This is a genomic window from Alcanivorax sp., assembly GCF_002733835.1.
Classification (GTDB): Bacteria; Pseudomonadota; Gammaproteobacteria; order Pseudomonadales; family Alcanivoracaceae; genus Alcanivorax.
Window position 1 is genome coordinate 48,059 of the sequence record NZ_NVWY01000008.1, and the last position, 22,655, is coordinate 70,713.

A 22,655-nucleotide genomic window follows, 5' to 3' on the forward strand; every position below is an offset into this window, starting at 1 on the left:
ATTGTAGGCAGCGGCTGATGGGTAAACATTACGTCCCATTGTAACCCAGTCGCTACGTTTCAACGGGCCATTTTATTGTGATTTGACGCCAATCGGATGGCACAGGCAGCCATTGCAGTCCCCCCTTGATCATGGACAATGGCGTGCTTTCACAATAAATACGGTGTCGACCTTTATTATCGGCGCCCTGCACTCCCCATTTTTTTGCGAGACATTTATGGCTCTTCGCCCGCGTGTACGCCGCCTGATCAGCAAGCACGGCAACCCTATTCCCCGCAGCCTCGACGAGCTGATTCAGCACGGCGATGAAGCCCCGCTGGACAAGACCGGCATGGGTTCTGAACAAGTTGAATCCATTTGGCGGGCCACACGCAAGCTCTATCGCAGCGGCATGAGCCCGGCGATCAGCCTGTGCCTGCGCCGCCACGGCGAGATCATGCTGAACCGCAGCATCGGCTATGCCGACCCGGCAACCCAGCGCATCATGACGCCGGACACCCCAGTGTGCCTGTTCTCCGCCTCCAAGGTGGTCAGCGCCATGCTGGTACATCATCTGGTGGAACAGGGTCAGCTTGATCTGGACGACCCGGTGACCCGCTACCTGCCCGCTTACGGACAAAACGGCAAGGGCCGCACTACCCTGCGCCACCTGCTTACCCATCAGGCCGGGATTCCCCGCCCCCAGGAACCGGTAGAAGCCGACATTCTCTATCGGCCCCAGGAAATTATCGACATCCTCTGCGCCGCCAAGCCCAGCGGATTCAATACCCAGGCCTACCACGCGATAACCGCCGGCTTCATTCTTGGCGCCGTGGTGGAAGCCATAACCGGGGAATCCCTGAACGCCACCCTCGACCGGGTCATTCGCCAGCCCATGGGGATGAAGTATTTCACTTTTGGCCAGACCGGCGCAGAACGGGCCGTGGATGTGTCCACAGGGCTGCCCTTAAAACTGGTAGACCTGTTTCTCAGCTATGCAGTGGGCGGCAGTATCGATGAAGTGGTGGAAGTCACTAACGACGAGCGTTTCCAGCAAGCTATCGTACCGGCAGGCAACCTGTATGCCACCGCAGAAGAAGCCAGCCGTTTTTTCCAGATGCTGCTTAACGGCGGCCGCCATGGCGACCAGCAGATCTTCCAGCCAGACACCGTGGCCCGCGCCCTGGAGCCAGCCTACCATCGCCCCCGCTTCGACCGGACGCTGATGCTGCCACTGAACTTCTCCAACGGCTTTATGCTCGGCAACCGGGGCATGGGCATGTTCGGCCCCGGCGCCCCAAAATCCTTCGGGCATTTGGGCTTTATCAGCATTTACTGCTGGGCGGATCCGCAGCGAGATCTGAGCGGCGCCCTGCTGACCACCGGCAAGGGCGTAATCGGCCCCCACCTGCCGGCCCTGTTTGGCTTACAGCACACCATTAATCGGCATACCAAGTTACGCTGAACACCTGATGCCTGATGCCTGATGCCTGATGCCTGATGCCTGATGCCAATAATGATCGCAGTACGGCAACAAGCATCAACTACCCCATCGTTGTTGGTTTTCCTTGCATCATGCGTCCGGCGTCAAGCACCTAGCGTGTTTTCCGGCACCGGCATGCCCCGCTGACACTGGGTGCAGGTCACCACCATATCCAGGTGCTGCCGGCGGCCCTCCTCGCTCACCGCCCAGGGGCGGTTAATAAAGGGCGGCTGGTGACGAACGTGCTGGCGGTGGCCGCAAGACAGTAGCATGACCCAATCCCCCACCTCGTCCTGTTCAAACCCGTTGACCGTTACCTGAAAAGACATGCTTGCCTCCTCTGTCAGTCATTCCTGTTATACCAACATGGCGCCAAAAAAATGGTTCATCGCGGAATTGAGTGATCAGCCAGCTTCAGAGCTTGTCGCATTATCCCGCCCTGGCAGTCGCTGTACGCCGGATGCCCGATGACGGACGCTTGCATTCAAAACCTGAACCCCTGGCCGCCATACTCTGTGCGCAAAATGCATTACCCGATTATTGCCTGAATGATGTCCCTGACAATCCCCAAAATACCCGTCAAAAGAGATACCGCAATAACGACAGCCTCTCAGGCTATTGGGGTTACGTCAGGCATCCGGCGTCGAGCGTTTGGCAAAGTGCCGGGTATTCGCGATAAACCCATCAGATAGCGAGAAGCGTGTTATTCACTCTAATCCGCGAAGAGCCCAAAAAAAATGCCCGCATCAGCGGGCATTTTTTAAAGATCAGCAACGCCAGATCAAGCCAATTGAAGGCGCTTGCGTTCCGCTGACAGGGCAATAAACAGGCTGACGCACATCAACAACAGCACGATGGTGAACGGCAACCCGGTTGTGACAGCCCCTGATTGCAGAGCCTTCAGGGCTTCCTTGCCACCGCCATACAGCAGCACACCCGCAATCAGGCCTTCCATAACCGCCCAGAAAATGCGCTGGGGCACCGGTGCATCCACCTTGCCACCCGCCGTAATGGAGTCGATCACCAGAGAGCCGGAGTCCGACGAGGTCACGAAGAAGATCAGTACCAGTGCAATCGCCATAAAGGAAATGATGCCGGTCCACGGCAGATGCGCCAGCATCTGGAACATGGCCAGCGATGCATCACTCACCCCGTTGGCCAGTTCACCCACGCCGTTGATGGATTGCTCCAGCCCTGTGCCACCAAAAGTGCTCATCCAGATAATGGTAATCACCGTGGGCACCAGCAGTACCGCCACAATGAATTCACGCACGGTACGCCCCTTGGAAATGCGGGCAATGAACATCCCCACAAACGGCGACCAGGAAATCCACCAGGCCCAATAGAACACGGTCCAGCCATGCATCCACTCACTGTCTTCACGGCCAAACCAGGTACTCAGCGGAATGATATTACTGATGTAGTCCACCGCAGTGGTACCAAAGCCGGTGATGATTAGCATGGTAGGCCCGGCGATAATAACGAACAGCAGCAAAAAGACGGCCAGGCTCATATTGATGTTACTCAACACCTTCACGCCACCATCCAGACCACGCACCACCGAGAGCACCGCGACAGCGGTAACACCGACAATAATGCCAACCTGCACATTGATCGCATTGGGCGTATCAAACAGGAAATGCAGGCCGCCGGCAGCTTGCTGAGCGCCCAGACCCAGCGACGTCGCCAGACCGAAGATGGTAGCCAGCACCGCCAGAATATCTATGATGTGACCCGGCCAGCCCCAGCACCGTTCACCCAGCAGCGGGTAGAACGCAGAGCGGATCGTCAGGGGCATGCCCTTGTTATAGGTGAAGAAGGCCAACGACAACGCCACCACGGCGTAAATCGCCCAGGGGTGCAGCCCCCAGTGATACATGGTCGCCCCCATGGCCGTATGCCGCGCCGCTTCCGAGCCGGCTTCCACCGCCAGCGGCGTGCCGTACCACTGGCCATTCAGATAGGCCACCGGCTCGGCCACACTCCAGAACATGAGACCAATCCCCATGCCCGCCGCAAACAGCATGGCGAACCAGGAAAGCGTGGAGAATTCCGGTTTGGCGCTCTGTCCACCCAGGCGAATTTTACCCAGCGGCAGCACCGCCAACAGCAGGCAGAACAGTACAAAGAAATTGCCACTGACCATAAACAGCCAGTCGAAGTGTTCAATGGCCCAGCCCTTGGAGCCATTCAGCCAGGCGTTGGCCTGTTCCGGGAGGATCAGCGTGCCAATCACAAAGGTAAGAATCAGTACTGCACTGATAAAGAAGACAGGATTGTGCATGTCCATTCCCATGAACTGCACATTGTCCTGGCCGACGTCATAGTCGGTCTCGTAATTAATTTTCATTTAAGCTCCGTATTCCGTCTTGCTTTGAGGGGCAGTGTTTCTGCCTTTCAGCCAGTCGGTCCGGACGATGCGAGGAAACCGGGTTGGGTTCCTCTATAGCTTCACAGCCAGACATCACCTGAACGCGAAGCGACCCTTTTGGTCGCAGCCTTGATCAGATCGTCAATGATACGAATCCGCTGCAATCCCTTGGACAAGGGAGCCATACGGGGCCCCGGTAGCGTTTGGCGTCGCCAATAACGATGCTTTCATCAGTCTCTCCCTTCTTTATCGTCTTTAAACAGACTAAATAGTGATCGACCAATGTCAAATACCCCTCTGTGGCTATGCACCAGCACGCACAAAGCTCGGATCATCAGAGAGCAAGACATCAGTCAGGGGGTTGGCCGGGAAGAATCCAGCCAGGGCATGGGCGCAGTCAGCCCAGAGAGGAGGTGTTACACGTAGGTGGTTTCAGTAATCTCGACACAGGGTGGTCGTTCCTTTCGCCACAAAAGAGCATGCATGGTAGCACATCGTGACGATGCCTGCCTTTTCCCGCGCATCCCTGCAGGCACCAGCGGCAGAGATGCCCATAAAAAAACGGAGCCGAGAGCTCCGTTTTTTTATTACGCCTGAAGCAATCAGGACATGTTGGACAGGATCGCGCCTTTCACCGCATCCAGATCCGCATCGATGGTAACCATGCGGCTGTCCTGGCACTGGGCAATGGCAGTATCCGGGTCTTTCAGGCCGTTACCCGTCAAGGTGCAGACGATGGTAGAGCCTTCCGGAATCTTGCCGGCCTTGATGTCGCGCATGGCGCCACCGATGGAGGCCGCAGAGGCGGGCTCACAGAAAATCCCTTCTTTCTCAGCCAACAATTTCTGCGCCGTCAGGATTTCATGATCGCTAAGCTCGTCGAACCAGCCTTTGGATTCTTCCTGCAGTTGCCACGCCTTGTCCCAGGACTGCGGGTTACCGATACGAATAGCCGTTGCCACGGTTTCCGGATCGCTCACTCGCTCGCCACGCATGAACGGCGCCGCGCCTTCAGCCTGGTAGCCCACCATTTTCGGGGCCGCGTTGACGATGCCAGACTTGTGGTATTCGCTGTACCCCATCCAGTGCGCGGTGATATTACCGGCATTGCCCACGGGCAGGCAGTGATAATCCGGGGCGCGGCCCAGCTCTTCAACGATTTCGAAGGCAGCAGACTTCTGCCCCTGCAAACGGTACGGGTTAACCGAGTTCACGATGGTCACTGGCGCCTTCTCGGCCACCTGTTTCACCAGTTCCATGCCCTGGTCGAAGTTGCCACGGATCTGCATGATCACCGCACCGTACATCATTGCCTGGGCCAGTTTACCCATGGCAATTTTGCCTTCCGGAATCAGTACAAACGCGGTGATGCCCGCACGAGCGGCATAGGCAGCAGCGGCCGCAGACGTGTTACCGGTGGAGGCACAGATGATGGCATTGCTGCCCTCTTCTACGGCCTTGGTCACCGCCATGGTCATGCCCCGGTCCTTGAACGAGCCGGTGGGATTCAGGCCTTCGTATTTGACGTAGATATCCACGTCCTTGCCCAACAGCTTGGGGATATTCTTCAAGCGAATCAGCGGGGTATTCCCCTCGCCCAGGCTGATGATCGGCGTGTCATCATTCACCGGCAGGTGGTCACGGTAACGGTTGATCAGGCCGGTGTAACGGTCACGAAAAGGCATGGTTTTGGTCTCTGCTGCTAGTGTAAAGCCTCTAAGCCAGGCTCTGCGGTTCTTGAATGTGGTCACTTTAAACGGCGCGCCAGAAGCCAGATGCATGAAGCCGGACGCTCAAACAGCGACGTCCGGCATCGGGCGTCAAGCGTCCAGCGTCTCTACCCTGATACGCATTATATCGCTATCTACGGCCTCAAGGGCACCGATCTTGGCCAGAGCAGCGCTCATGTCACCCTCGCGCACCTTGTGAGTCATCATCACGATGGGCACCAGGCCCTGGTCCACTTCACGCTGTACCAGTGCATCAATGCTGACATTGTTATCACTGAGGATGCGGGTCACGTCGGCCAGCACGCCGGTCTTGTCCTGCACATGCAGGCGCAGGTAGAAGCTGCAGGACACGTCATCGATGGTCAGAATCGGCTCATCGGACATCTGGTCGGTGTGGAAGCCCAGATACGGTACCCGCTCGTCATGGTCCACGGTCAGTGCGCGGCCCAGCTCAATGATGTCGGCCACGACAGCGGAAGCCGTCGGCTCGGCACCGGCGCCTGCGCCGTAGAACATGGTGGGACCCACCGCGTCGCCATCGATCATGATGGCGTTCATCACGCCATTGACGGCAGACAGCATGGTTTCCTTGGGAATCAGGGTCGGGTGCACACGCAGTTCGATGCCGTTGCCGGTGTCCTTGGCGATCCCCAGGTGTTTGATGCGGTATCCGAAATGCGCGGCGCTGGCCACGTCTTCGGTGGTAATCCGGCTGATCCCCTCGGTGTAGACCTTGGAAAACTGCAGCGGAATACCGAACGCAATGGAGGCCAGAATGGTCAGCTTGTGGGCGGCATCAATACCTTCCACGTCGAAGGTGGGGTCCGCTTCCGCGTAACCCAGCGCTTGCGCTTCTGCCAACACGTCATCAAAGGCCCGGCCACCCTCTTCCATTTCGGTGAGGATGAAGTTGCCGGTGCCATTGATAATGCCTGCCAGCCAGTTCACATGGTTCGCGGCCAGACCTTCACCCAGGGACTTGAGGATAGGAATCCCGCCAGCCACAGAGGCTTCGAACGCCACGTCCACGCCATTATCCTGGGCGGCCTGGAAGATTTCGTTGCCGTGCTCGGCGATCAACGCCTTGTTGGCGGTGACCACGTGCTTGCCGTTCTTGATGGCGGTAAGTACCAGCTCACGTGCGGTATCAATGCCGCCAATCAGCTCTACCAGAATATCGATATCCGGGTCTGTCGCCACCGCAAAAATATCGCGGGAAAGACGAATATCACTGGTATCACAGGCCGCGTTGTCGCGGCGGGCACCGATATGGGTAATTTCAATCGGACAGCCCACGCGGCGAGCAATATCCCGCGCGTTACGCTTCAGTACATTCACGGTGCCAGAACCCACCGTGCCCAGACCAGCAATACCCACCTTCACCGACTTCACGTGATTTCCTCTCTTTATGCAGGGGCGCACAAGGCGCAGCCTGTTAGCCCAGCAGCCCATCCTGACGGAACATCTTCTTGATGCCGCGCATGGCCTGCCGGGTACGTTGTTCGTTCTCGATCAGCGCAAAACGCACATGATCGTCACCATAGTCGCCAAAACCAATGCCCGGCGACACTGCTACACCCGCTTCGGTGAGCAGCTTCTTGGAAAACTCCAGCGAGCCCATGGCTCGATAGGGTTCGGGGATTTCAGCCCAGACGAACATGGTGGCACGGGGTTTTTCCACCGGCCAGCCAATGTCGCCCAGCCCTTCCACCAGCACATCCCGGCGCTGGCGATACATTTCGCAGATTTCGGCAACGCAACTCTGGTCCCCTTCCAGCGCGGCAATGGCCGCCACCTGAATCGGGGTAAAGGTGCCGTAATCCATGTACGACTTGATCCGGGCCAGCGCGTGAATGAGCTCTTTGTTGCCGCAGCAGAAGCCCACCCGCCACCCGGGCATGTTGTAGCTCTTGGACAGGGAAAAGAACTCCACCGCCACATCCTTGGCGCCTTCCACCTGCAGAATGGAGGGGGCCTTGTAGCCATCGAACACGATGTCTGCGTAGGCGATATCGTGCACCACCCAGATCTGGTGCTCTCGGGCAATGGCCACCACTTTCTCGAAGAAATCCAGCTCCACGCACTGGGCCGTGGGGTTACCGGGGAAATTCAGCACCAGCATTTTCGGCTTGGGCCAGGATTCCTTGATCGCTCGCTCCAGCTCCACAAAGAAATCCACCCCTTTCACCATGGGCACATGGCGGATATCCGCGTTGGAAATCACGAACCCGTAGGGGTGAATCGGGTAGCTGGGGTTCGGCACCAGCACAGTGTCCCCGGGGCCCATGGTGGCCAGTGCCAGATGCGCCAGGCCTTCCTTGGAACCAATGGTGACAATGGCCTCGGATTCCGGATCCAGGTCCACGTCATAACGACGCTGATACCAGTCCGTCATGGCCTTGCGCAAACGCGGGATCCCCCGGGACTGCGAGTAGCGGTGGGTATCGCCCCGCTGGGCGGTTTCTGTCAGCTTATCGACAATATGTTTTGGCGTGGGCTGATCCGGATTGCCCATGCTGAAATCGATAATATCCTCACCCCGCGCTCGCGCTGCGGCCTTCATCTCTCCAACAATATTGAAGACATAGGGCGGCAAACGACGGATTCGCTGGAAATCGGTTTCCACGACAGCACCTTGGGTGGGAGTAAAAGAAGGCCGACACATTAACGGCGCAACCCCGCGTCGTCAATGTGTCGGCACCGTCTTTACGGCAGCAAAGCACCGTAATACGGGGGATACAGGCGAATCAGTCCAGTCGCTTGAGCATATCTTCGGGGGTCAGATAGCCGCCCAGCTGCTTGCCTTCGGTGGTGTAAATCGCCGGTGTACCGCGCACCCCGAATGTCAGGCCCAGCTCATATTGTTCATCAACCGGCTTGGCACACTCGCCCAGCTCTGCCTTGTTGATCGTGTCGTTGAGTTTGGCATCCGACAGCGCCTGCTGGCGGTCTTGCGCACACCAGATATGACGCATGGAAGCTGCCGCCTCGGTGGTCGGGCCGCCGCGGGGGAACGCCAGGTAGTGGACTGTCACGCCGGACGCCATGTACTCGTCGATATGGCGATGCAGCTTGCGGCAATACCCGCAGCTAATATCGGTAAACACGTACACTTCCACTTTCTCGTCTTCAGCGGCGTAAGTGATCATGTCGTCCTTGTTCAGCGTCTTGATACCTTCAGCGCGAACCTTTTCCAGGCGCTGCTCCGCCGGATTAACAACCTCACCGTCTTTCAGCTCAAGCAACTTGCCGATCATGATAAAACGGCCGTCTTCGCTCATGTAAACGGTTTCACTCCCGTTTACTTCCAGCGCCAGCATGCCCGCCATGGGTGCAGCACGCACATCACTGACCTCAACAGCAGGAAAGGCTTTCTCGAAAGCCGCTTTCGCCTGTTCACCATCGATCTCGGCGTTACCCTTGGCGGTTTCAGAACTGGCGCCACATGCGGTCATCAGCCCCAACAATACAAACAGCAAAACCTTTTTCATTGTGTCGTTACTCCTTCTCTTACCTTTGAGAACCCGCCAGCTGGCTCAGGTTCCCGATCGGGGGTGATGTTTCTGGTAGACGTCTTGTAACCGCTGTTGTGCCACATGGGTGTAGATCTGGGTCGTCGACAGATCCGTGTGCCCCAGAAGCAGCTGTACCACCCGCAAATCCGCGCCGTGATTCAGCAAGTGCGTGGCAAATGCATGCCGCAGTGTATGGGGGGAGAGCTTTTTTTGCACCCCCGCGACCACTGCCAACTGCTTGATTCGATGCCAGAATGTCTGCCGTGTCATACAGGTGCCACGACGGCTGGGAAAGAGCAGATCCTGATTGCCGCCCTGCTGATCCGCTGCCAGCAACTGGGGGCGCCCCTCCTGGGCATAACGGCCCAGCCAGTGCAGCGCTTCTTCGCCCAGTGGCACCAATCGCTCCTTGTCACCTTTGCCAATCACCCGGATCAGCCCCTGGCGCGGGTTAATCTGGCTCTGGGTCAATGTCACCAGTTCCGTCACCCGCAACCCGGTGGCATAGAGCACCTCCAGCATGGCCCGGTCACGCAGGCCCAGCGGCGTGGACGGGTCCGGCGCCGCCAGCAACGCCTCCACATCCGCTTCACTCAAGGTTTTCGGCAACGGGCGACCCAGTTTGGGTCGCTCAATCAGCAGCGCCGGGTCATCCGCAATGCGCCCTTCCCGCTTGAGCCAACGGTAAAAGCTTTTCACCGCCGACAGCTGCCGGGCAACAGAGCGTGCACTGAGGCCTTGCTGGTGCCGGTCAGCAAGGAATTCCAGCAATTGATAACGCTCACAGGCCAACAAACTCGCCCGTTGATGCTGCAACCAGACAGCCAGCTGGCTAATGTCCCGACGATAATTGGACAGGCTGTGCTCACTAAGGCCTTTCTCCAGCCACTGCTGGTCCAGCCAGCTATCAATCAGCCGACCATGCGCATCCGTTAGCTGCCTGCTATCCACCGTTCCCATTACGCCATCAGGCCTTATACAAAGAGAAAAAACAATGGGTTACCCAGAATGAACGCCCACACATACTGGCACGCCTTTTACTAAATATTACGCACAAGCCCACGGGCATAGACGACAAACCACGCGATTTAGGGCAACAATGGAGGCCAGTATAATGTTGATACATCGCCACCAAGGAGAGGAATCGTGGGAATTTTATCCTGGATCGTATTCGGTTTGATCGCCGGCATCATCGCTAAATGGATTATGCCAGGGAAGGACCCGGGCGGCTTTATTGTCACCACCCTGATCGGTATTGCTGGCGCCGTAGTCGGCGGCTGGCTGGGCTCCATTACCGGCCTGGGCGGTTCCGTCAGCGGTTTCAGCCTGGGCAGCTTTGTCACTGCCATCGTCGGTGCCCTGGTGCTGCTAGCCCTGTACCGGATGCTGAAGAAGAACTAGCGCGCCTGATGCCATGAGCGTCATGCATCCGGCATCCAGCGTCCGGCGCTCCAACAAAAAAGCCGCTTCCTTTTCGGGAAGCGGCTTTTTTGTTGGAGCAATCTACCGGGCCAGAGGTTGATTTCGCATGCCCTACAGCAAAGGCTAAACCAACATTCGCTCGCGGTAGAAGGAATCCGCAAACTACCGGATTTTTTCTTTGATCCGTGCGGACTTACCAGAGCGATCACGCAGGTAGTAAAGCTTGGCGCGGCTCACATCACCACGACGGTTCACCTGGATGGAATCGATCAGCGGGCTATGCAGCTGGAATACACGCTCAACGCCCACACCGTGAGAGATCTTGCGCACGGTAAATGCAGAGTTCAGGCCACGGTTACGACGGGCGATAACCACACCCTGGAACGCCTGCAGACGCTCACGGGTGCCTTCCTTTACTTTCACTTGCACGGTGACAGTGTCACCGGCGCCGAATTCCGGTACTTCGGTTTTCAGCTGGGCATTTTCGATGCCCTGGATAATAAGGTTCTTGCCACTCATGGCAGTGCTCCTAATCAGAGTTTTTTGCTGTATGCGACGGCTGCTCGGCGATGTATTCGTCCAGCAGCTGTTGCTCTTCGTTGCTCAAGCCCCGCGCCCGGCGGGCCTCCAGCAGGTCCGGACGCTGTTGCCAGGTCCGCCCCAGCGCCTGTTTAAGGCGCCAGCGGCGAATCAGCTCGTGATTGCCGCTGAGCAGTACCGGCGGCACTGCCTGCTCGCCATACACCTCCGGGCGGGTGTAATGCGGGCAATCGAGCAGGTTTTCGAAGTCACCCGAAAAAGAGTCCTGCTCGGCGGAATCCTGGTGACCCAGCACTCCGGGAATCAATCGGCTGACCGCATCGATCAGCACCAGCGCCGGCAATTCGCCGCCGCTTAGCACGTAGTCGCCGATGGATATCTGCTCATCCACCTCGGCATCGAGCAACCGCTCGTCTACGCCCTCGTAGCGCCCCGCCAGCAAAATCAGGCCGGGCTGCTCCGCCAACGCTGCGGCCTTGGCCTGGGTCAGCGGCTGTCCTTGCGGGGACAGGTAAATCACTTTCGCTGCCGGGTTGGCAGTGCGTGCAGCCTGCAAGGCTTTCGCCAGCGGCTCCACCTTCATCACCATGCCGGGGCCGCCACCAAAAGGGCGATCGTCCACGGTGCGGTGGCGGTCTTCAGTGAAATCCCGAGGATTCACCGTTTCCACCTGCAGCTGGCCGTTTTCCACGGCCCGCCGGGTCACGCCGAAGTCAGTAATCGCCTGCGCCATCTCCGGAAACAGTGTAACCAGAGTGACGGCAAACGGAGGCTTCGCCGCCATCATTTAAAAGTCCGGGTCCCAATCCACTGTCATCTCACCCTCTGCAAGGCTGATGGCAGTAATCACGTCATCCGGGAGCCAGGGAATCAGGCGTTCACGCCGATCCAGGCTATTGCTGTCACCGCGAACCACGACCACATCATTGGCACCGGTTTCCAGCATTCGCGTCACCTTGCCCAGGTCCATGCCATTCACATGCCTTACCCGCAGGCCAATCAGATCACGCCAGTAGTACTCACCTTGCCCAGACTGTGGCAGCAAATCCGCGGGTACGCCGATCTCCTGCCCCACCAGGGCCGCTGCTGCGTCCCGGTCGGCAATGCCTTCCAGTTGCGCAATCAGGCCTTTGCCCTGGGGGCGAAAACCGGTCACTTTCACCGGTTTCCACTCTCCACCCGGGCCACCCTGTTTCAGATGCCAGGGCTGGTACTGCTGGAGGTTGTCCATCGGATCGGTATGGGAATACACCTTTACCCACCCTTTGACGCCGTGCACCCCGAGGATGCGGCCGACGACCTCCAGCGTAGAGGACGCGCCCTCTTCAGAAGAGGATTGTCCCCGCTGTGCCATCAGGCTGCCTTACGGGCCTGCTTGGCAAGGGACTTAACACGATCAGACAGCTGTGCACCCTTGGCAACCCAGGCGTCCAGGCTTTCCAGGTTCAGCTTGAGAGGGATTTCACCGCCACGGGCGATGGGGTTGTAGAAACCCAGTTGCTCGATGAAACGGCCATCACGGGCGTTACGGCTATCGGCAACAACGATGCTGTAGAACGGGCGCTTCTTGGAACCGCCGCGAGCGAGACGAATAATTACCATGGTTTACGTACCTTTTTATCAATCCGGTTTCCCGGCCCGGCCATCGAAAAGAACGGCCTGACCATCGTATCCGCTTGAAAGCCACCCGTGAAAAGCACGGAGAGGCCGCGAAGGGCGCGAATTATACAGGCAGTTGCAGCCCGCAACAAGCACTTCGCAAATACCAAACGCTCCGGAGCACCTGTAGGAGCGGCGCTTGAGCCGCGAACCGTGCGATAGCACGACAAAGCCCACCAATTACCTCGCTGAGGCTCGGATTCGCGGCTCAAGCGCCGCTCCTACAAAACCCCTTACCCCAAACGCAACGCGGGCAGAGAGGTGGAGTCCCCACCCGCTCTGCCCGCGTTGTTGCGTGAAGCATGCCGCGTGATGCGTGCACGGCCTCACATCGGCGGCATGCCGCCTGGGCCGCCCATGCCGCCCGGGGGCATGCCACCACCCGGACCACCCTGGCCGCCGCCCATCATGCCTTCCATGCCTCGCATCATGTTCTTCATGCCACCCTTGGTGCGCATCTTCTTCATCATCTTGGCCATCATCTTCTGCTGCTTGATGAGGCGGTTCAGGTCCTGAATCTCCAGACCGGCGCCAGCGACAATGCGCTTCTTGCGAGAGCCTTTAAGCAGATCCGGGTTACGGCGCTCTTTGGGGGTCATGGAATCAATCAGGGCTTCCATGTGCTTCATCTGTTTCATGGCGGCCGGATCCTGGGCCGCTTCCATCATCCCGCCCATGCCCGGCAACTTGTCGAGCAGGCCGGCCATGCCGCCCATATTACGCATCTGCTGGAACTGGTCCTTGAGGTCCTCGAAGTCCATCGCCTTGCCTTTCTTGAACTTCTTGGCGATTTTTTCGGCTTTCTTCTTGTCCAGTTTGCGCTCGGCTTCTTCCACCAGGGAGAGCACGTCGCCCATGCCGAGAATCCGGCTGGCGATACGATCCGGGTGGAACGGCTCCAGGGCATCGGTCTTCTCGCCCATACCGATGAACTTGATCGGCTTACCGGTGAGCTGACGCACAGACAGCGCCGCCCCCCCGCGGGAATCACCGTCAGCCTTGGTGAGGATCACACCGGTGAGCGGCAGCGCTTCATTAAAGGCCTGGGCGGTGTTGGCCGCATCCTGACCGGTCATGGCGTCCACCACGAACAGGGTTTCCACCGGGCTGATGGCCCCGTGCAGGCGCTTGATCTCGCTCATCATGTCTTCGTCGACATGCAGACGGCCCGCAGTATCGACGATCAGCACGTCCATATAACGACGGCGGGCTTCTTCCAGCGCCGCATTGGCAATATCCACCGGATCCTGGTCGCCGGTGGACGGGAAGAAGTTGGTCTCCACTTCCCCCGCCAGGGTTTTCAGCTGCTCGATAGCGGCCGGGCGGTAGACGTCAGCGGACACCACCATGACTTTCTTTTTCTCACGCTCCTGCAGGAAACGCGCGAGCTTGGCCACGGAGGTGGTTTTACCGGCACCCTGCAGGCCCGCCATCAGAATAATGGCCGGCGGCTTGGTGGCCAGATCCAGGGCGTCGTTGGCATCGCCCATGGTGTGAACCAGCTCGTCGTTGACGATCTTCACAAACGCCTGGCCCGGGTTCAGGCTCTGCAGCACTTCTTGCCCCAGGGCCTTTTCCTTTACCTGCTCGACAAACTCTTTCACCACCGGCAAGGCCACATCGGCCTCCAGCAGTGCCTTGCGCACTTCGCGCAGGGTGTCGCGGATATTGTCTTCGGTCAGCGAACCCTGACCTGCCAGGTTTTTAAGCGACGATCCCAACCGATCGGTGAGATTCTCGAACATGGGTCTACCTCCAAATGCACCATGTCTGCGGCCAGGCGTGCTTGCCGCAGTGACAGGGGCGCGATTATAGCCTTCCTTGGGCACCAACGTCATGGGCCATGGCCTTCAGCAAGATGCCCGCAGCACAAAATGAGAATGATTGTTGATAGATAACTGGCGGCTATGCCAGACTTCGGCGGGCTTGGCCCGCAATTTTCGGGCACCTACTTCGGATAACAACGACTTATGAACTTTTCCGTGATCACCGGTTTCGCGGCGTTTGTTTTGTATCTCGCGGCCTGCCTGATCCTGTATCGGCAATTCCGCGGGCAGACGGTACCGTCCCGGGCCAGCATCCTGATACCCGGCACCCTGGCCGTTATCGCCCATGCCGCCAGCCTCTGGCAGGTGATGCTCACCACAGCCGGGTTGCAGCTGGGCCTGTTTCCGGTTGCCTCCGCCGTGGCCATGACCGGGGCCGCCGTGGTCGTCGTATCCAGCCTGTATCGCCCTTTCGAGTGGATTTCAGCGTTAGTCTACCCTTTTGCCGCGTGCACCATTCCCGCCATGCTGTGGGTCAGTACCGGCTACACTGCCCACCCGCTGGCCCACGGCCTGGGGGTACATGTCCTGTTTTCCATTGTTGCCTACGCTGTGCTGGCGCTGGCCGCCTGCCAGGCGATTCTGCTCTGGATTCAGGACCGTCAACTCAAGAGCGGCCATATCCGTGGCGTCATGCGGCTTTTTCCACCGATTCAGGTCATGGAGTCCATGCTGTTCGAGGCGATCTGGCTGGGCGAAATCCTGTTGACCGTTGCCATCTTCAGCGGCTTTCTTTACGTGGATAATCTGTTTGCCCAGCATCTGATGCACAAAACCGTGCTGACCCTGGTGTCCTGGGTAGTATTCGCCACTCTGCTCGGCGGCCGCTATCTGCGAGGCTGGCGGGGGCGCACCGCCATTCGCTTCACCCTCAGTGGTTTTGCAGTCTTGCTGGTGGCCTTCTTCGGCAGTCAGCTGGTGCTGGAATTCATCCTGAAACGCTGACAGGCAACACCCCTCACGCAGCACGCTTTTGCGTGCCCGGCGTGGGCCTGATGCATATAGCTTACCTCTCTCCTTGACACCCCAACCCCCCGGCCCGAACAATAGCGGGCCGACTGGCGGATAAACGATATTTCCTTTGGATACCTACTCTGACGGGTGGCTGATTGGCGCCCTGATTATTCTGATTCTGGCCTCTGCGTTCTTCTCCAGCAGTGAAACCGGCATGGTGGCCATTAACCGCTACCGCCTTCGACATCTGGCCCGTCAGGGACAAAAAGCGGCCAGCCGGGTGGAAGCCCTGCTCAAACGCACGGACCGGCTGCTGTCCGTGATCCTCATTGGCAACAACTTCGTCAATAACTTTGCCGCCACCGTGGCCGCTATTCTGGCGATTCGCTGGCTGGGCGACAGCGGCGCCGCTGTGGCACCGGTGGTGATTACCATCATCATGCTGGTTTTCGCGGAGATCACCCCGAAAACCTACGCCGCCATGCGCCCGGAGCGAGTCGCATTTCCTGCCAGCCTGGTCCTCAAGCCGCTACAAGTTCTGCTGGCGCCGCTGGTGTGGATGGTCAACGGGGTCAGCAGCATGCTGTTGCGTCTGGCGGGCATTCGCCCCAACGAGCAGGATGAGGACCACCTGAGCCCGGAAGAACTTCGTACCGTGGTCAATGAAGCCGGCGGGCTGATTCCCGAGAATCACCAGAAAATGCTGCTCAACATTCTCGATCTGGAGACCGTGACGGTGGAAGACATCATGGTCCCCCGAAACGAAATGGTCGGGATTGATCTGGATGACGACATGCACGACATCCTCACTACCCTGCGCTCCAGCCAGCATACCCGGCTGCCGGTCTTCAACGGCGACCCGAACAACATGATCGGCCTGCTGCACCTGCGCAAACTCAGCCGCTTGCTGCTCAAGGAAGACATCAACAAGGCTGAGCTGATGCAGTACACGGTGGAGCCCTACTTCGTGCCGGAAGCCACCTCCCTGCACCAGCAGCTGATCAACTTCCAGAATGCCAAACGCCGCATCGGCATTGTCGTGGATGAGTATGGCGACGTGCAGGGCCTGGTCACCCTGGAAGATATTCTCGAAGAAATCGTTGGCGAGTTCACCACCGACCTGGCCGCCACCAGCCAGGACATCCATCCCCAGGACGATGGCAGCTTCGTGATCGACGGCTCCTCCACCCTGCGCGACATCAACCGCGCCCTGCAATGGGAACTGCCCACCGATGGCCCCAAGACCCTGAACGGCTTGATTCTGGAGTACCTTCAGGATATCCCCGACGCCAACATCTCGATAAAGATTGAGCAGTATCTGATCGAAATCTTGCAGGTGAAGGACAATATGGTGAAAGCGGTGAGAGCAAGGAAGGCGAGTTAAGTTGACAGTTGATAGTGGAAAGTTGACAGCTGCGCGATCAAAATTCCTGTTTTCTTAAAGCAATGAGGCCGCGCCCAACCTTTTTGAGCGCGGCCTCTTGCGTTTCAAGATAACCCCTACGGTTAACGCGCAGCTGTCAGCTGTCAGCTTTCCACTGTCAACTGCCCTTCAAACCCGATCCGCGATCGGCGACCCAACCCAGGCGAGAATATCGGCCTCGTAGCGCTTCACCAACGCACGCCCTTCGGCGATGGCTTCCTTGGCACGGTGAAAATCCATCAGCGCGAAGTCTTCCAGCATTGGCACCAGCGTCACTTCAGGCGGATCGCCAGCCATACGCGAGCGGGTAATGCGGTCCTGCATGATATTGATGCTGGACGCCACCACATCGAAAAAACCCGGATCCTGACCGTCCCCTGAAGCAAAGTAATCCATCATTTTCTGCCAGATACTGCGCTCTTCAGCGGTGCCTTCCTCTCCCTCTGCCTGGCTGCGTGTGTCCCGGGACAGATGGGCGCCCACCAACTGGGCATTGAGATTCACCGCGATCACCACATCTGCGCCCATGGCGCGAGCGGCAGACACAGGAACCGGATTCACCAGGCCACCATCCAACATCCAGCGCCCCTGCATCTTCACTGGAGAAAACAGCCCCGGCAAGGCACAGGATGCCCGCGCGGCATCCAGCATCCGCCCTTTGGTTATCCAGACTTCGCGGCCACTTTTCATGTCTGTGGCCACGGTGACCAGCTTCTTGTCCAGGGTCTCGATTTCCGGATTTTCATGGTGGTCCTGAAAGAAGCTGAACAGCTTTTCCCCTTTCACCATGCCGCCGGAAAAGCTGATATCCAGCAGACCAAACACATCCTTGACCGTCAGGGACTCCACCCAGTCGGCAAAGGCATTGAGCGTGCCGGTCACATAGGCGCCCCCTACCAATGCGCCAATGGATGTTCCGGCCACCACCTGTGGCTGCACACCGATTTCTTCCAGCGCCTGGATGATCCCAATATGCGCCCAGCCGCGGGCGGAACCACTGCCTAACGCCAACCCGACAACGGGCCGCACCGGCTCCTGGCTACCAATCTGTGTTGTCATGGCTTTTTCTCCTTGCGCACCACACAGGGGGCCGGCTCGCCGTTCATTCGCTGATCAATACGGCGAAACACCTCTCGCTTTTCGTCATCCGAGAGCAGCCCCCAGATGGAGATTTCCCCGCCGGTACGGAAACAGCCCACACAAATATCATCTTCATCCAGTGCGCAGATCGACACACACGGCGACACCAGTTGCCTGTCAGTCATGGAAGCGTTCGTCCACCTCCAGGTGTTGATCGAATTCTTTGGCATGGGCAACGTAATGCATGCTGCCCATGGTCAGCATGGCCTTGTGCCCTTCACCAATTTCCTTCACCACCTTGGCCGGAGACCCCATCACCAGGGAGTTGTCCGGAATTTTCATTCCTTCCGGCACCAGCGAATTGGCGCCGATAATGCAGTTATTGCCGATAACGGCCTTGTTGAGCACCACCGCGTTGATACCAATAAGACTGTTATCGCCCACGGTACAGCCATGCAGCATGACCTTGTGGCCCACGGTCACGTCCCGACCCAGCTTCATGGGTACGCCCGGATCCACGTGCAGCACTGCACCGTCCTGAATGTTGGTATTTTCACCGATTTCGATCACGTCGTTATCGGCCCGCAACACCGCGTTGAACCAGATACTGCTGTTGGCTTCCATGATCACCGAACCAATGACGGTGGCGTTGTCTGCGATCCAGTGACCACTACCACGCTGCTCCAGGCGGCGCTCACCAATTTTGTAAATCATTCGACTCCCCTTTGTTTTCTCATGCCAGGCAGAGGGTTAACAGGCAGAAAATTACTTCACCTCGAACTCAATGCCCGCATCATAGACGTGGTTGATCAGATCCAGAATCATGAAGGCGGTAAGGCCCCAAATGCGCTTGTCTTCATAGTAATAGCTGGGGATACGGAACTGGCGCCCAAACACGTCAATGGGGCTGGACAGCTCCGGGACCTCATCCAGAAAGAACTGCAAAGGCACCTGGAAAATCGTATCAATTTCACCCGGCTCGGCCTGCAGCTCCGCTTCCGGGCTGACAATGCCCACAAAAGGCGTCACTTTCATACCATAACGGGAGGCCAGCGGAGACAACTGCCCCAGCACATCCACATAATCCGGTGACAACCCCACTTCTTCCTGGCTTTCACGCAGGGCCGTCATCAGCAGATTCTTGTCGCCCGGGTCCCGCTTTCCACCGGGGAAAGCGACCTCACCAGCATGGGTCGGCATGGAATTGGAGCGAACCGTCAGGATAACCCGAGGCTCCGACACATCAACCAACGGCATCAGAACGGCAGCCTCGGGCAACGCCAGGGGCAATTCTGTGCGTCTGTAATCCGGCAAACGCTGCCTGAGCTGCTCAAGCACACCCTTCTCCAATTCTCAAATTCAAACGGTAGTTTGAACAGCCAGAACGCCCTGGGCAAGCCTTGTCAAAGCCCATCTCCGACCACCGGTCACAAACTCACCCTCATTTTCTGACGCGGCAAGACATTGGCTTACACCAAACGAACTAACTGCCAACAGACTCTCAAATCCTTGTTCTACAGGCATTCCGCGGTTTTTTCTGAAAACCGCCCGGCCCAAAAACGCAATCTCTCCGCTTTTTATTACCCCACCGACTAGTCACGCCCTGAAAAATTCAGCACCGATGGCGAATGTCACTGCAGAAAAAATCGCGCAAGACTGAGTGCGTGAGGTTCAATTATCAGGGATGAAAATGATGACCGGGCACGCCATAGCCCGCCTTGTTCTTGCAGGACTCTTGTTGATTCTGGGAACACAGGCGATCGCTACCGACCTTTCATTTTTCGATGAAATTCCCGCCGGCAATAGCGCGGACATTGCCCAGGACGGTGCGGATCTCAATGCCACCATAACCCAGCAGGGAAAAAACATCGGCATCCTCCAACAGGAAGGCCTCAGCCATACCGCCTCGCTTCAGCAAAAGGGTTACGCCAACCAAGCCGACATCATCCAGCACGGCACGGCGCAACAGGCGGACATCACCCAGCTCGGCTGGGAAAACCTGGCAGTGGCAAGCCAATACGGCACAGGCAACAACGCCTCTCTCTTCCAGAAAGGCAGCCACAACACAATCACGCTCGATCAAAACGGCGATTACAACCGCGCCACCATTGCCCAATACGGGGTCGGCAATAACGCCGATGTGGCGCAATACGGTAACGCCAACGCTGTTTCGGTTACCCAGATCGGGGCCGGACTCCACGTCTCCATTCAGCAATGGGATTGAAATGGACGACGTTATTTTGCCTAAGACCTAGCCTAAACCTTGAGGAGATACACCCATGAAAACCTTGAAACCGCTTGCCGCTGCCATTCTGGCAACCCTGGCGACTGCATCCTGGGCTGCGAACAATTCAGCCACCACCAACCAGACCGGCGCCGGCAACACCGCCAGCACCGTGCAAAGCAGCACCGACGATGCGGTTGCCACGGTTGATCAAACCGGCAACAACAACAGCGCCGACGTCAGCCAGGCCAACAGCATCAACATGATGACTGCCGACATCGACACCGTAGGTGACGACAACGCTGCCACCATCACTCAGGATGACAGCTGGTTCGCCACTGCCACGGTTGAACAGGACGGCACGCTAAACACCGCCACCATCACCCAGGTTGCCATTTCCGACAACACCAATGGCACCATTCAGCAAATCGCAGGTAACGAAGACTCCGTTGCCAGCATCACTCAGACATCCGCCTTCTCCAGCGACGCGACCATCGTGCAAAGTGCCAGTCTGAACGCGGATGCCTCCATCACTCAAACCGGCGTCGACCACCTCGCCAACATCACGCAAAACAACCTGATTGGATCTACCGCCACGGTTAACCAGTCCAACGTCAACAATACCGCCGACGTGCTGCAGGATGATTCCTGGTTCGCCACCGCCACCGTAGACCAGACCGGTGCAGACAACATTGCCAGCATCAGCCAGGTGGCTATTTCCGACAATGCCACCGCCACCATCACCCAAAGCGGCGACAACAACAACGGTCTGATCAGCCAGGATTTCTCGTTCAACTCTGACGCAATGATTGATCAGTACGGCACCAACGGCGATGCGGATATCATCCAGGACGAATCCACTGGTAGCTACGCAGAAATCGTTCAGGGTGGCGACGCCAACATTGCACAGGTTGACCAGGGACTGGGCGATCGTAATACCGCTTATGTGAACCAGTCAGGCACAGCCAATGATGCGGAAGTGGACCAATCCGGCTCCGACAACCTGGCCAACGTGGACCAACACGGCAACGCCAACGTAGCGGTGGCACACTCACACGGCGGCAACAGCGTTATCGATGTGGACCAGCTGGGTGACAATAACCTGGCCAACGTAGAGCAGGACGCCATTTCAGAATACGGCATTGCAACCATCACCCAGCCCGGCTCTGACAACGAAGCCTTTATTACCCAGTTCGGCATTGGTGCCTCTGGCAATGAAAACGTGGCCACCATCCTGCAGGAAGCCACTCTGGACTCAGCCACCATCACCCAGATGGGCGGCGGCGGTAACAACGCCTTTATCCACCAGAACTGATCACCCCGTGATCACGTCGGGGCCACACCGTGGCCCCGACCTCGTTGTGCCCACCCATAATACCAACGCCTGACCCGGGGGCCGGACCCAAGAGGACAATGTCATGGCGCTGCCGCCTGCACTGCGGATGCTTTTTCCCGCGCTTATGCTGTCTCCCTGTCTCCTGCTTGCAGACAGCAGCATCCCCCAAATTGAACCACACAGCAGCATTAATACCGCCAGCCTCTATCAACAGAGCAGCACCAGCAGCCTTGCAATCATCCGACAATCCCAAAGCCATAACGCCAACGCCATAATCAACCAGCAACACAGCCACCACAGTGACGCCAACCTTCATCAGACGCGATCTCATCATAGCGGGGCACGGATATCACAAGACCACACCGATGGCGCCACAGGCAACGTCCAACAAAATCAGTCACCGTCCTCTCGAGCTGATATAGAACAGTCAAACGGGTCGAATATCGACGCGAGCATTGCACAGTACGGCTCGGGTAACGACGCACTGATAGCGCAGAGTCATATGGACAGCCGGGCATCCATTGAGCAGCACAGCACGCTTCGTGATATCGAGGGGAGCGCCGCAACAATCCTGCAATCAGCGGGCAATAGTTCGGGAAAAATCATCCAGTTTGGAGTGGGCAATCATGCAACGGTACATCAGTTCTAATCGGCAACGGAGCCTTGGCACCCCCACCCGCACAGCAGGGCTTACCCTGTTACTCATCGGAGCAGCGACACCCATGGCCGCCTATTCATCACCCTGCACTGTCGACATCATTGCCACTGCTGAAAAACAGCAACACCGTTTCCACCTGCTGCTCCAATGCGAGATGGCCGACAGCAATCTTCATTACGAAATCGGCATTGAGAAAAAAGAGCCGAGCGGAAGCAGCCGCACCCGTCAATCCGGCCATATTTCAGTGCATGCAGGAAAAAATCAGGCAGGAAATATCGCCATTAACGTCCTGCCAACAGATACCGTTACGGCCACCGCCATCATCCGCCGGGATGACACGCTAATGGCCAATGCCACGCGCACCTTTGCGCCTGGCTCGCTGAACCCTTAGAGAGCCGCTGAATGACTCCTTGCGCACTCAGAACAGATCGGCAAGCCTGCAGCAATCCGCACCG

The 22,655-nt window shown here is 57.8% G+C and carries 24 protein-coding genes; 8 read left to right on the forward strand and 16 right to left on the reverse strand.

The features are described from left to right. Positions 1 to 217: 217 nt before the first annotated feature. Entirely contained in the window at positions 218 to 1,444 is a 1,227-nt protein-coding gene (locus COA55_RS06280; protein WP_290501050.1) for a serine hydrolase domain-containing protein, read from the forward strand. A gap of 122 nt (positions 1,445 to 1,566) precedes the next feature. On the opposite strand, the gene COA55_RS06285 is transcribed toward COA55_RS06280, so the two are convergent. From COA55_RS06285 to xerD, 7 genes are all read right to left on the reverse strand, one after another. Then, positions 1,567 to 1,791, reverse strand: coding sequence for a DUF3565 domain-containing protein (locus COA55_RS06285; protein ID WP_063520002.1), 225 nt, complete (start codon positions 1,789 to 1,791; stop codon positions 1,567 to 1,569). Between the two features lie 452 nt (positions 1,792 to 2,243). Further along, positions 2,244 to 3,812 (reverse strand): BCCT family transporter, encoded by a 1,569-nt coding sequence (locus tag COA55_RS06290; protein WP_063520003.1) that lies wholly within the window; start codon positions 3,810 to 3,812, stop codon positions 2,244 to 2,246. 623 nt (positions 3,813 to 4,435) lie between these two features. Beyond that, on the reverse strand, positions 4,436 to 5,518 hold the full coding sequence (gene thrC / locus COA55_RS06295) for a threonine synthase (protein WP_290501051.1): 1,083 nt from the start codon (positions 5,516 to 5,518) through the stop codon (positions 4,436 to 4,438). Between the two features lie 135 nt (positions 5,519 to 5,653). Next, on the reverse strand, positions 5,654 to 6,955 hold the full coding sequence (locus COA55_RS06300) for a homoserine dehydrogenase (RefSeq protein ID WP_290501052.1): 1,302 nt from the start codon (positions 6,953 to 6,955) through the stop codon (positions 5,654 to 5,656). A gap of 43 nt (positions 6,956 to 6,998) precedes the next feature. After that, positions 6,999 to 8,189 carry an alanine transaminase gene (gene alaC / locus COA55_RS06305; protein WP_082872352.1) on the reverse strand — a complete coding sequence of 397 codons (1,191 nt, stop codon included), beginning with the start codon at positions 8,187 to 8,189 and terminating at the stop codon, positions 6,999 to 7,001. Between the two features lie 121 nt (positions 8,190 to 8,310). Next, positions 8,311 to 9,054: a DsbC family protein gene (locus COA55_RS06310; RefSeq protein ID WP_290501053.1), complete on the reverse strand. Its 744-nt coding sequence runs from the start codon at positions 9,052 to 9,054 to the stop codon at positions 8,311 to 8,313. A 45-nt stretch (positions 9,055 to 9,099) separates the two neighbouring features. Beyond that, positions 9,100 to 10,038 (reverse strand): site-specific tyrosine recombinase XerD, encoded by a 939-nt coding sequence (gene xerD / locus COA55_RS06315; RefSeq protein ID WP_290501054.1) that lies wholly within the window; start codon positions 10,036 to 10,038, stop codon positions 9,100 to 9,102. Between the two features lie 186 nt (positions 10,039 to 10,224). On the opposite strand from xerD, the gene COA55_RS06320 reads away from it, so the two are divergent. Further along, a complete protein-coding gene (locus COA55_RS06320) occupies positions 10,225 to 10,479 on the forward strand; it encodes a GlsB/YeaQ/YmgE family stress response membrane protein (RefSeq protein ID WP_290501055.1) in 255 nt (84 codons plus the stop codon). Between the two features lie 183 nt (positions 10,480 to 10,662). Here the strand turns inward: COA55_RS06320 and rplS are convergent, their stop codons facing one another. The 5 genes from rplS to ffh all read right to left on the reverse strand — a co-directional run bounded on the left by rplS (position 10,663) and on the right by ffh (position 14,444). After that, positions 10,663 to 11,019, reverse strand: a complete 357-nt coding sequence (gene rplS / locus COA55_RS06325; RefSeq protein WP_007150853.1) for a 50S ribosomal protein L19 — start codon at positions 11,017 to 11,019, stop codon at positions 10,663 to 10,665. Between the two features lie 10 nt (positions 11,020 to 11,029). Next, positions 11,030 to 11,827 (reverse strand): tRNA (guanosine(37)-N1)-methyltransferase TrmD, encoded by a 798-nt coding sequence (gene trmD, locus COA55_RS06330; protein ID WP_290501056.1) that lies wholly within the window; start codon positions 11,825 to 11,827, stop codon positions 11,030 to 11,032. Continuing rightward, positions 11,828 to 12,394, reverse strand: a complete 567-nt coding sequence (rimM, locus tag COA55_RS06335; RefSeq protein WP_290501057.1) for a ribosome maturation factor RimM — start codon at positions 12,392 to 12,394, stop codon at positions 11,828 to 11,830. It lies immediately after the preceding gene. Continuing rightward, positions 12,394 to 12,642, reverse strand: coding sequence for a 30S ribosomal protein S16 (rpsP, locus tag COA55_RS06340; protein ID WP_290495092.1), 249 nt, complete (start codon positions 12,640 to 12,642; stop codon positions 12,394 to 12,396). The genes rimM and rpsP overlap by 1 nt, the downstream gene beginning before the upstream one ends. A 383-nt stretch (positions 12,643 to 13,025) precedes the next feature. Next, the gene (gene ffh / locus COA55_RS06345) at positions 13,026 to 14,444 is read right to left on the reverse strand and encodes a signal recognition particle protein (protein ID WP_290501058.1); all 1,419 of its coding nucleotides are present in this window, start codon (positions 14,442 to 14,444) and stop codon (positions 13,026 to 13,028) included. A 225-nt stretch (positions 14,445 to 14,669) separates the two neighbouring features. On the opposite strand from ffh, the gene ccsA reads away from it, so the two are divergent. Together ccsA and COA55_RS06355 are read left to right on the forward strand one after the other, a co-directional pair. Beyond that, positions 14,670 to 15,470, forward strand: coding sequence for a cytochrome c biogenesis protein CcsA (ccsA, locus tag COA55_RS06350; protein WP_290501059.1), 801 nt, complete (start codon positions 14,670 to 14,672; stop codon positions 15,468 to 15,470). A gap of 136 nt (positions 15,471 to 15,606) precedes the next feature. Then, positions 15,607 to 16,863, forward strand: a complete 1,257-nt coding sequence (locus tag COA55_RS06355) for an HlyC/CorC family transporter (RefSeq protein ID WP_290501060.1) — start codon at positions 15,607 to 15,609, stop codon at positions 16,861 to 16,863. A 168-nt stretch (positions 16,864 to 17,031) separates the two neighbouring features. Here the strand turns inward: COA55_RS06355 and rssA are convergent, their stop codons facing one another. From rssA to COA55_RS06375, 4 genes are read right to left on the reverse strand one after another with little or no spacing between them, the layout of a single operon-like run. Continuing rightward, positions 17,032 to 17,961 carry a patatin-like phospholipase RssA gene (gene rssA, locus COA55_RS06360; protein WP_155134033.1) on the reverse strand — a complete coding sequence of 310 codons (930 nt, stop codon included), beginning with the start codon at positions 17,959 to 17,961 and terminating at the stop codon, positions 17,032 to 17,034. After that, complete coding sequence (locus COA55_RS06365) at positions 17,958 to 18,167, reverse strand: DUF1289 domain-containing protein (protein ID WP_290501061.1); 210 nt, start codon at positions 18,165 to 18,167, stop codon at positions 17,958 to 17,960. The genes rssA and COA55_RS06365 overlap by 4 nt, the downstream gene beginning before the upstream one ends. Beyond that, positions 18,160 to 18,696: a gamma carbonic anhydrase family protein gene (locus COA55_RS06370; RefSeq protein WP_007149553.1), complete on the reverse strand. Its 537-nt coding sequence runs from the start codon at positions 18,694 to 18,696 to the stop codon at positions 18,160 to 18,162. Before COA55_RS06370 ends, COA55_RS06365 begins: the two co-directional genes overlap by 8 nt. Before the next feature lie 51 nt (positions 18,697 to 18,747). Further along, the gene (locus COA55_RS06375) at positions 18,748 to 19,320 is read right to left on the reverse strand and encodes a CoA pyrophosphatase (protein ID WP_290501062.1); all 573 of its coding nucleotides are present in this window, start codon (positions 19,318 to 19,320) and stop codon (positions 18,748 to 18,750) included. A 352-nt stretch (positions 19,321 to 19,672) separates the two neighbouring features. Here COA55_RS06375 and COA55_RS06380 point away from each other — a divergent pair, with 352 nt between their 5' ends. The 4 genes from COA55_RS06380 to COA55_RS06395 all read left to right on the forward strand — a co-directional run bounded on the left by COA55_RS06380 (position 19,673) and on the right by COA55_RS06395 (position 22,591). Beyond that, positions 19,673 to 20,206 (forward strand): hypothetical protein, encoded by a 534-nt coding sequence (locus COA55_RS06380; RefSeq protein ID WP_290501063.1) that lies wholly within the window; start codon positions 19,673 to 19,675, stop codon positions 20,204 to 20,206. 55 nt (positions 20,207 to 20,261) lie between these two features. Then, positions 20,262 to 21,521 carry a hypothetical protein gene (locus tag COA55_RS06385; RefSeq protein WP_290501064.1) on the forward strand — a complete coding sequence of 420 codons (1,260 nt, stop codon included), beginning with the start codon at positions 20,262 to 20,264 and terminating at the stop codon, positions 21,519 to 21,521. Between the two features lie 103 nt (positions 21,522 to 21,624). Beyond that, a complete protein-coding gene (locus COA55_RS06390; protein WP_290501065.1) occupies positions 21,625 to 22,191 on the forward strand; it encodes a hypothetical protein in 567 nt (188 codons plus the stop codon). A 73-nt stretch (positions 22,192 to 22,264) separates the two neighbouring features. After that, on the forward strand, positions 22,265 to 22,591 hold the full coding sequence (locus COA55_RS06395) for a hypothetical protein (RefSeq protein WP_290501066.1): 327 nt from the start codon (positions 22,265 to 22,267) through the stop codon (positions 22,589 to 22,591). The last annotated feature ends 64 nt before the right edge of the window (positions 22,592 to 22,655 follow it).

Coding starts and splice junctions, on each gene's coding strand:
- COA55_RS06395 (WP_290501066.1), top strand. CDS start 22,265: ATGGCCGCCTATTCATCACCCTGCACTGTCGACATCATTGCCACTGCT.
- COA55_RS06380 (WP_290501063.1), top strand. CDS start 19,673: ATGATGACCGGGCACGCCATAGCCCGCCTTGTTCTTGCAGGACTCTTG.
- ccsA (WP_290501059.1), top strand. CDS start 14,670: ATGAACTTTTCCGTGATCACCGGTTTCGCGGCGTTTGTTTTGTATCTC.
- rssA (WP_155134033.1), bottom strand. CDS start 17,961: ATGACAACACAGATTGGTAGCCAGGAGCCGGTGCGGCCCGTTGTCGGG.
- COA55_RS06290 (WP_063520003.1), bottom strand. CDS start 3,812: ATGAAAATTAATTACGAGACCGACTATGACGTCGGCCAGGACAATGTG.
- xerD (WP_290501054.1), bottom strand. CDS start 10,038: ATGGGAACGGTGGATAGCAGGCAGCTAACGGATGCGCATGGTCGGCTG.
- COA55_RS06365 (WP_290501061.1), bottom strand. CDS start 18,167: ATGACTGACAGGCAACTGGTGTCGCCGTGTGTGTCGATCTGCGCACTG.
- COA55_RS06285 (WP_063520002.1), bottom strand. CDS start 1,791: ATGTCTTTTCAGGTAACGGTCAACGGGTTTGAACAGGACGAGGTGGGG.
- COA55_RS06280 (WP_290501050.1), top strand. CDS start 218: ATGGCTCTTCGCCCGCGTGTACGCCGCCTGATCAGCAAGCACGGCAAC.
- COA55_RS06370 (WP_007149553.1), bottom strand. CDS start 18,696: ATGATTTACAAAATTGGTGAGCGCCGCCTGGAGCAGCGTGGTAGTGGT.
- COA55_RS06390 (WP_290501065.1), top strand. CDS start 21,625: ATGGCGCTGCCGCCTGCACTGCGGATGCTTTTTCCCGCGCTTATGCTG.
- COA55_RS06385 (WP_290501064.1), top strand. CDS start 20,262: ATGAAAACCTTGAAACCGCTTGCCGCTGCCATTCTGGCAACCCTGGCG.
- trmD (WP_290501056.1), bottom strand. CDS start 11,827: ATGATGGCGGCGAAGCCTCCGTTTGCCGTCACTCTGGTTACACTGTTT.
- rimM (WP_290501057.1), bottom strand. CDS start 12,394: ATGGCACAGCGGGGACAATCCTCTTCTGAAGAGGGCGCGTCCTCTACG.
- COA55_RS06310 (WP_290501053.1), bottom strand. CDS start 9,054: ATGAAAAAGGTTTTGCTGTTTGTATTGTTGGGGCTGATGACCGCATGT.
- ffh (WP_290501058.1), bottom strand. CDS start 14,444: ATGTTCGAGAATCTCACCGATCGGTTGGGATCGTCGCTTAAAAACCTG.
- thrC (WP_290501051.1), bottom strand. CDS start 5,518: ATGCCTTTTCGTGACCGTTACACCGGCCTGATCAACCGTTACCGTGAC.
- rpsP (WP_290495092.1), bottom strand. CDS start 12,642: ATGGTAATTATTCGTCTCGCTCGCGGCGGTTCCAAGAAGCGCCCGTTC.
- rplS (WP_007150853.1), bottom strand. CDS start 11,019: ATGAGTGGCAAGAACCTTATTATCCAGGGCATCGAAAATGCCCAGCTG.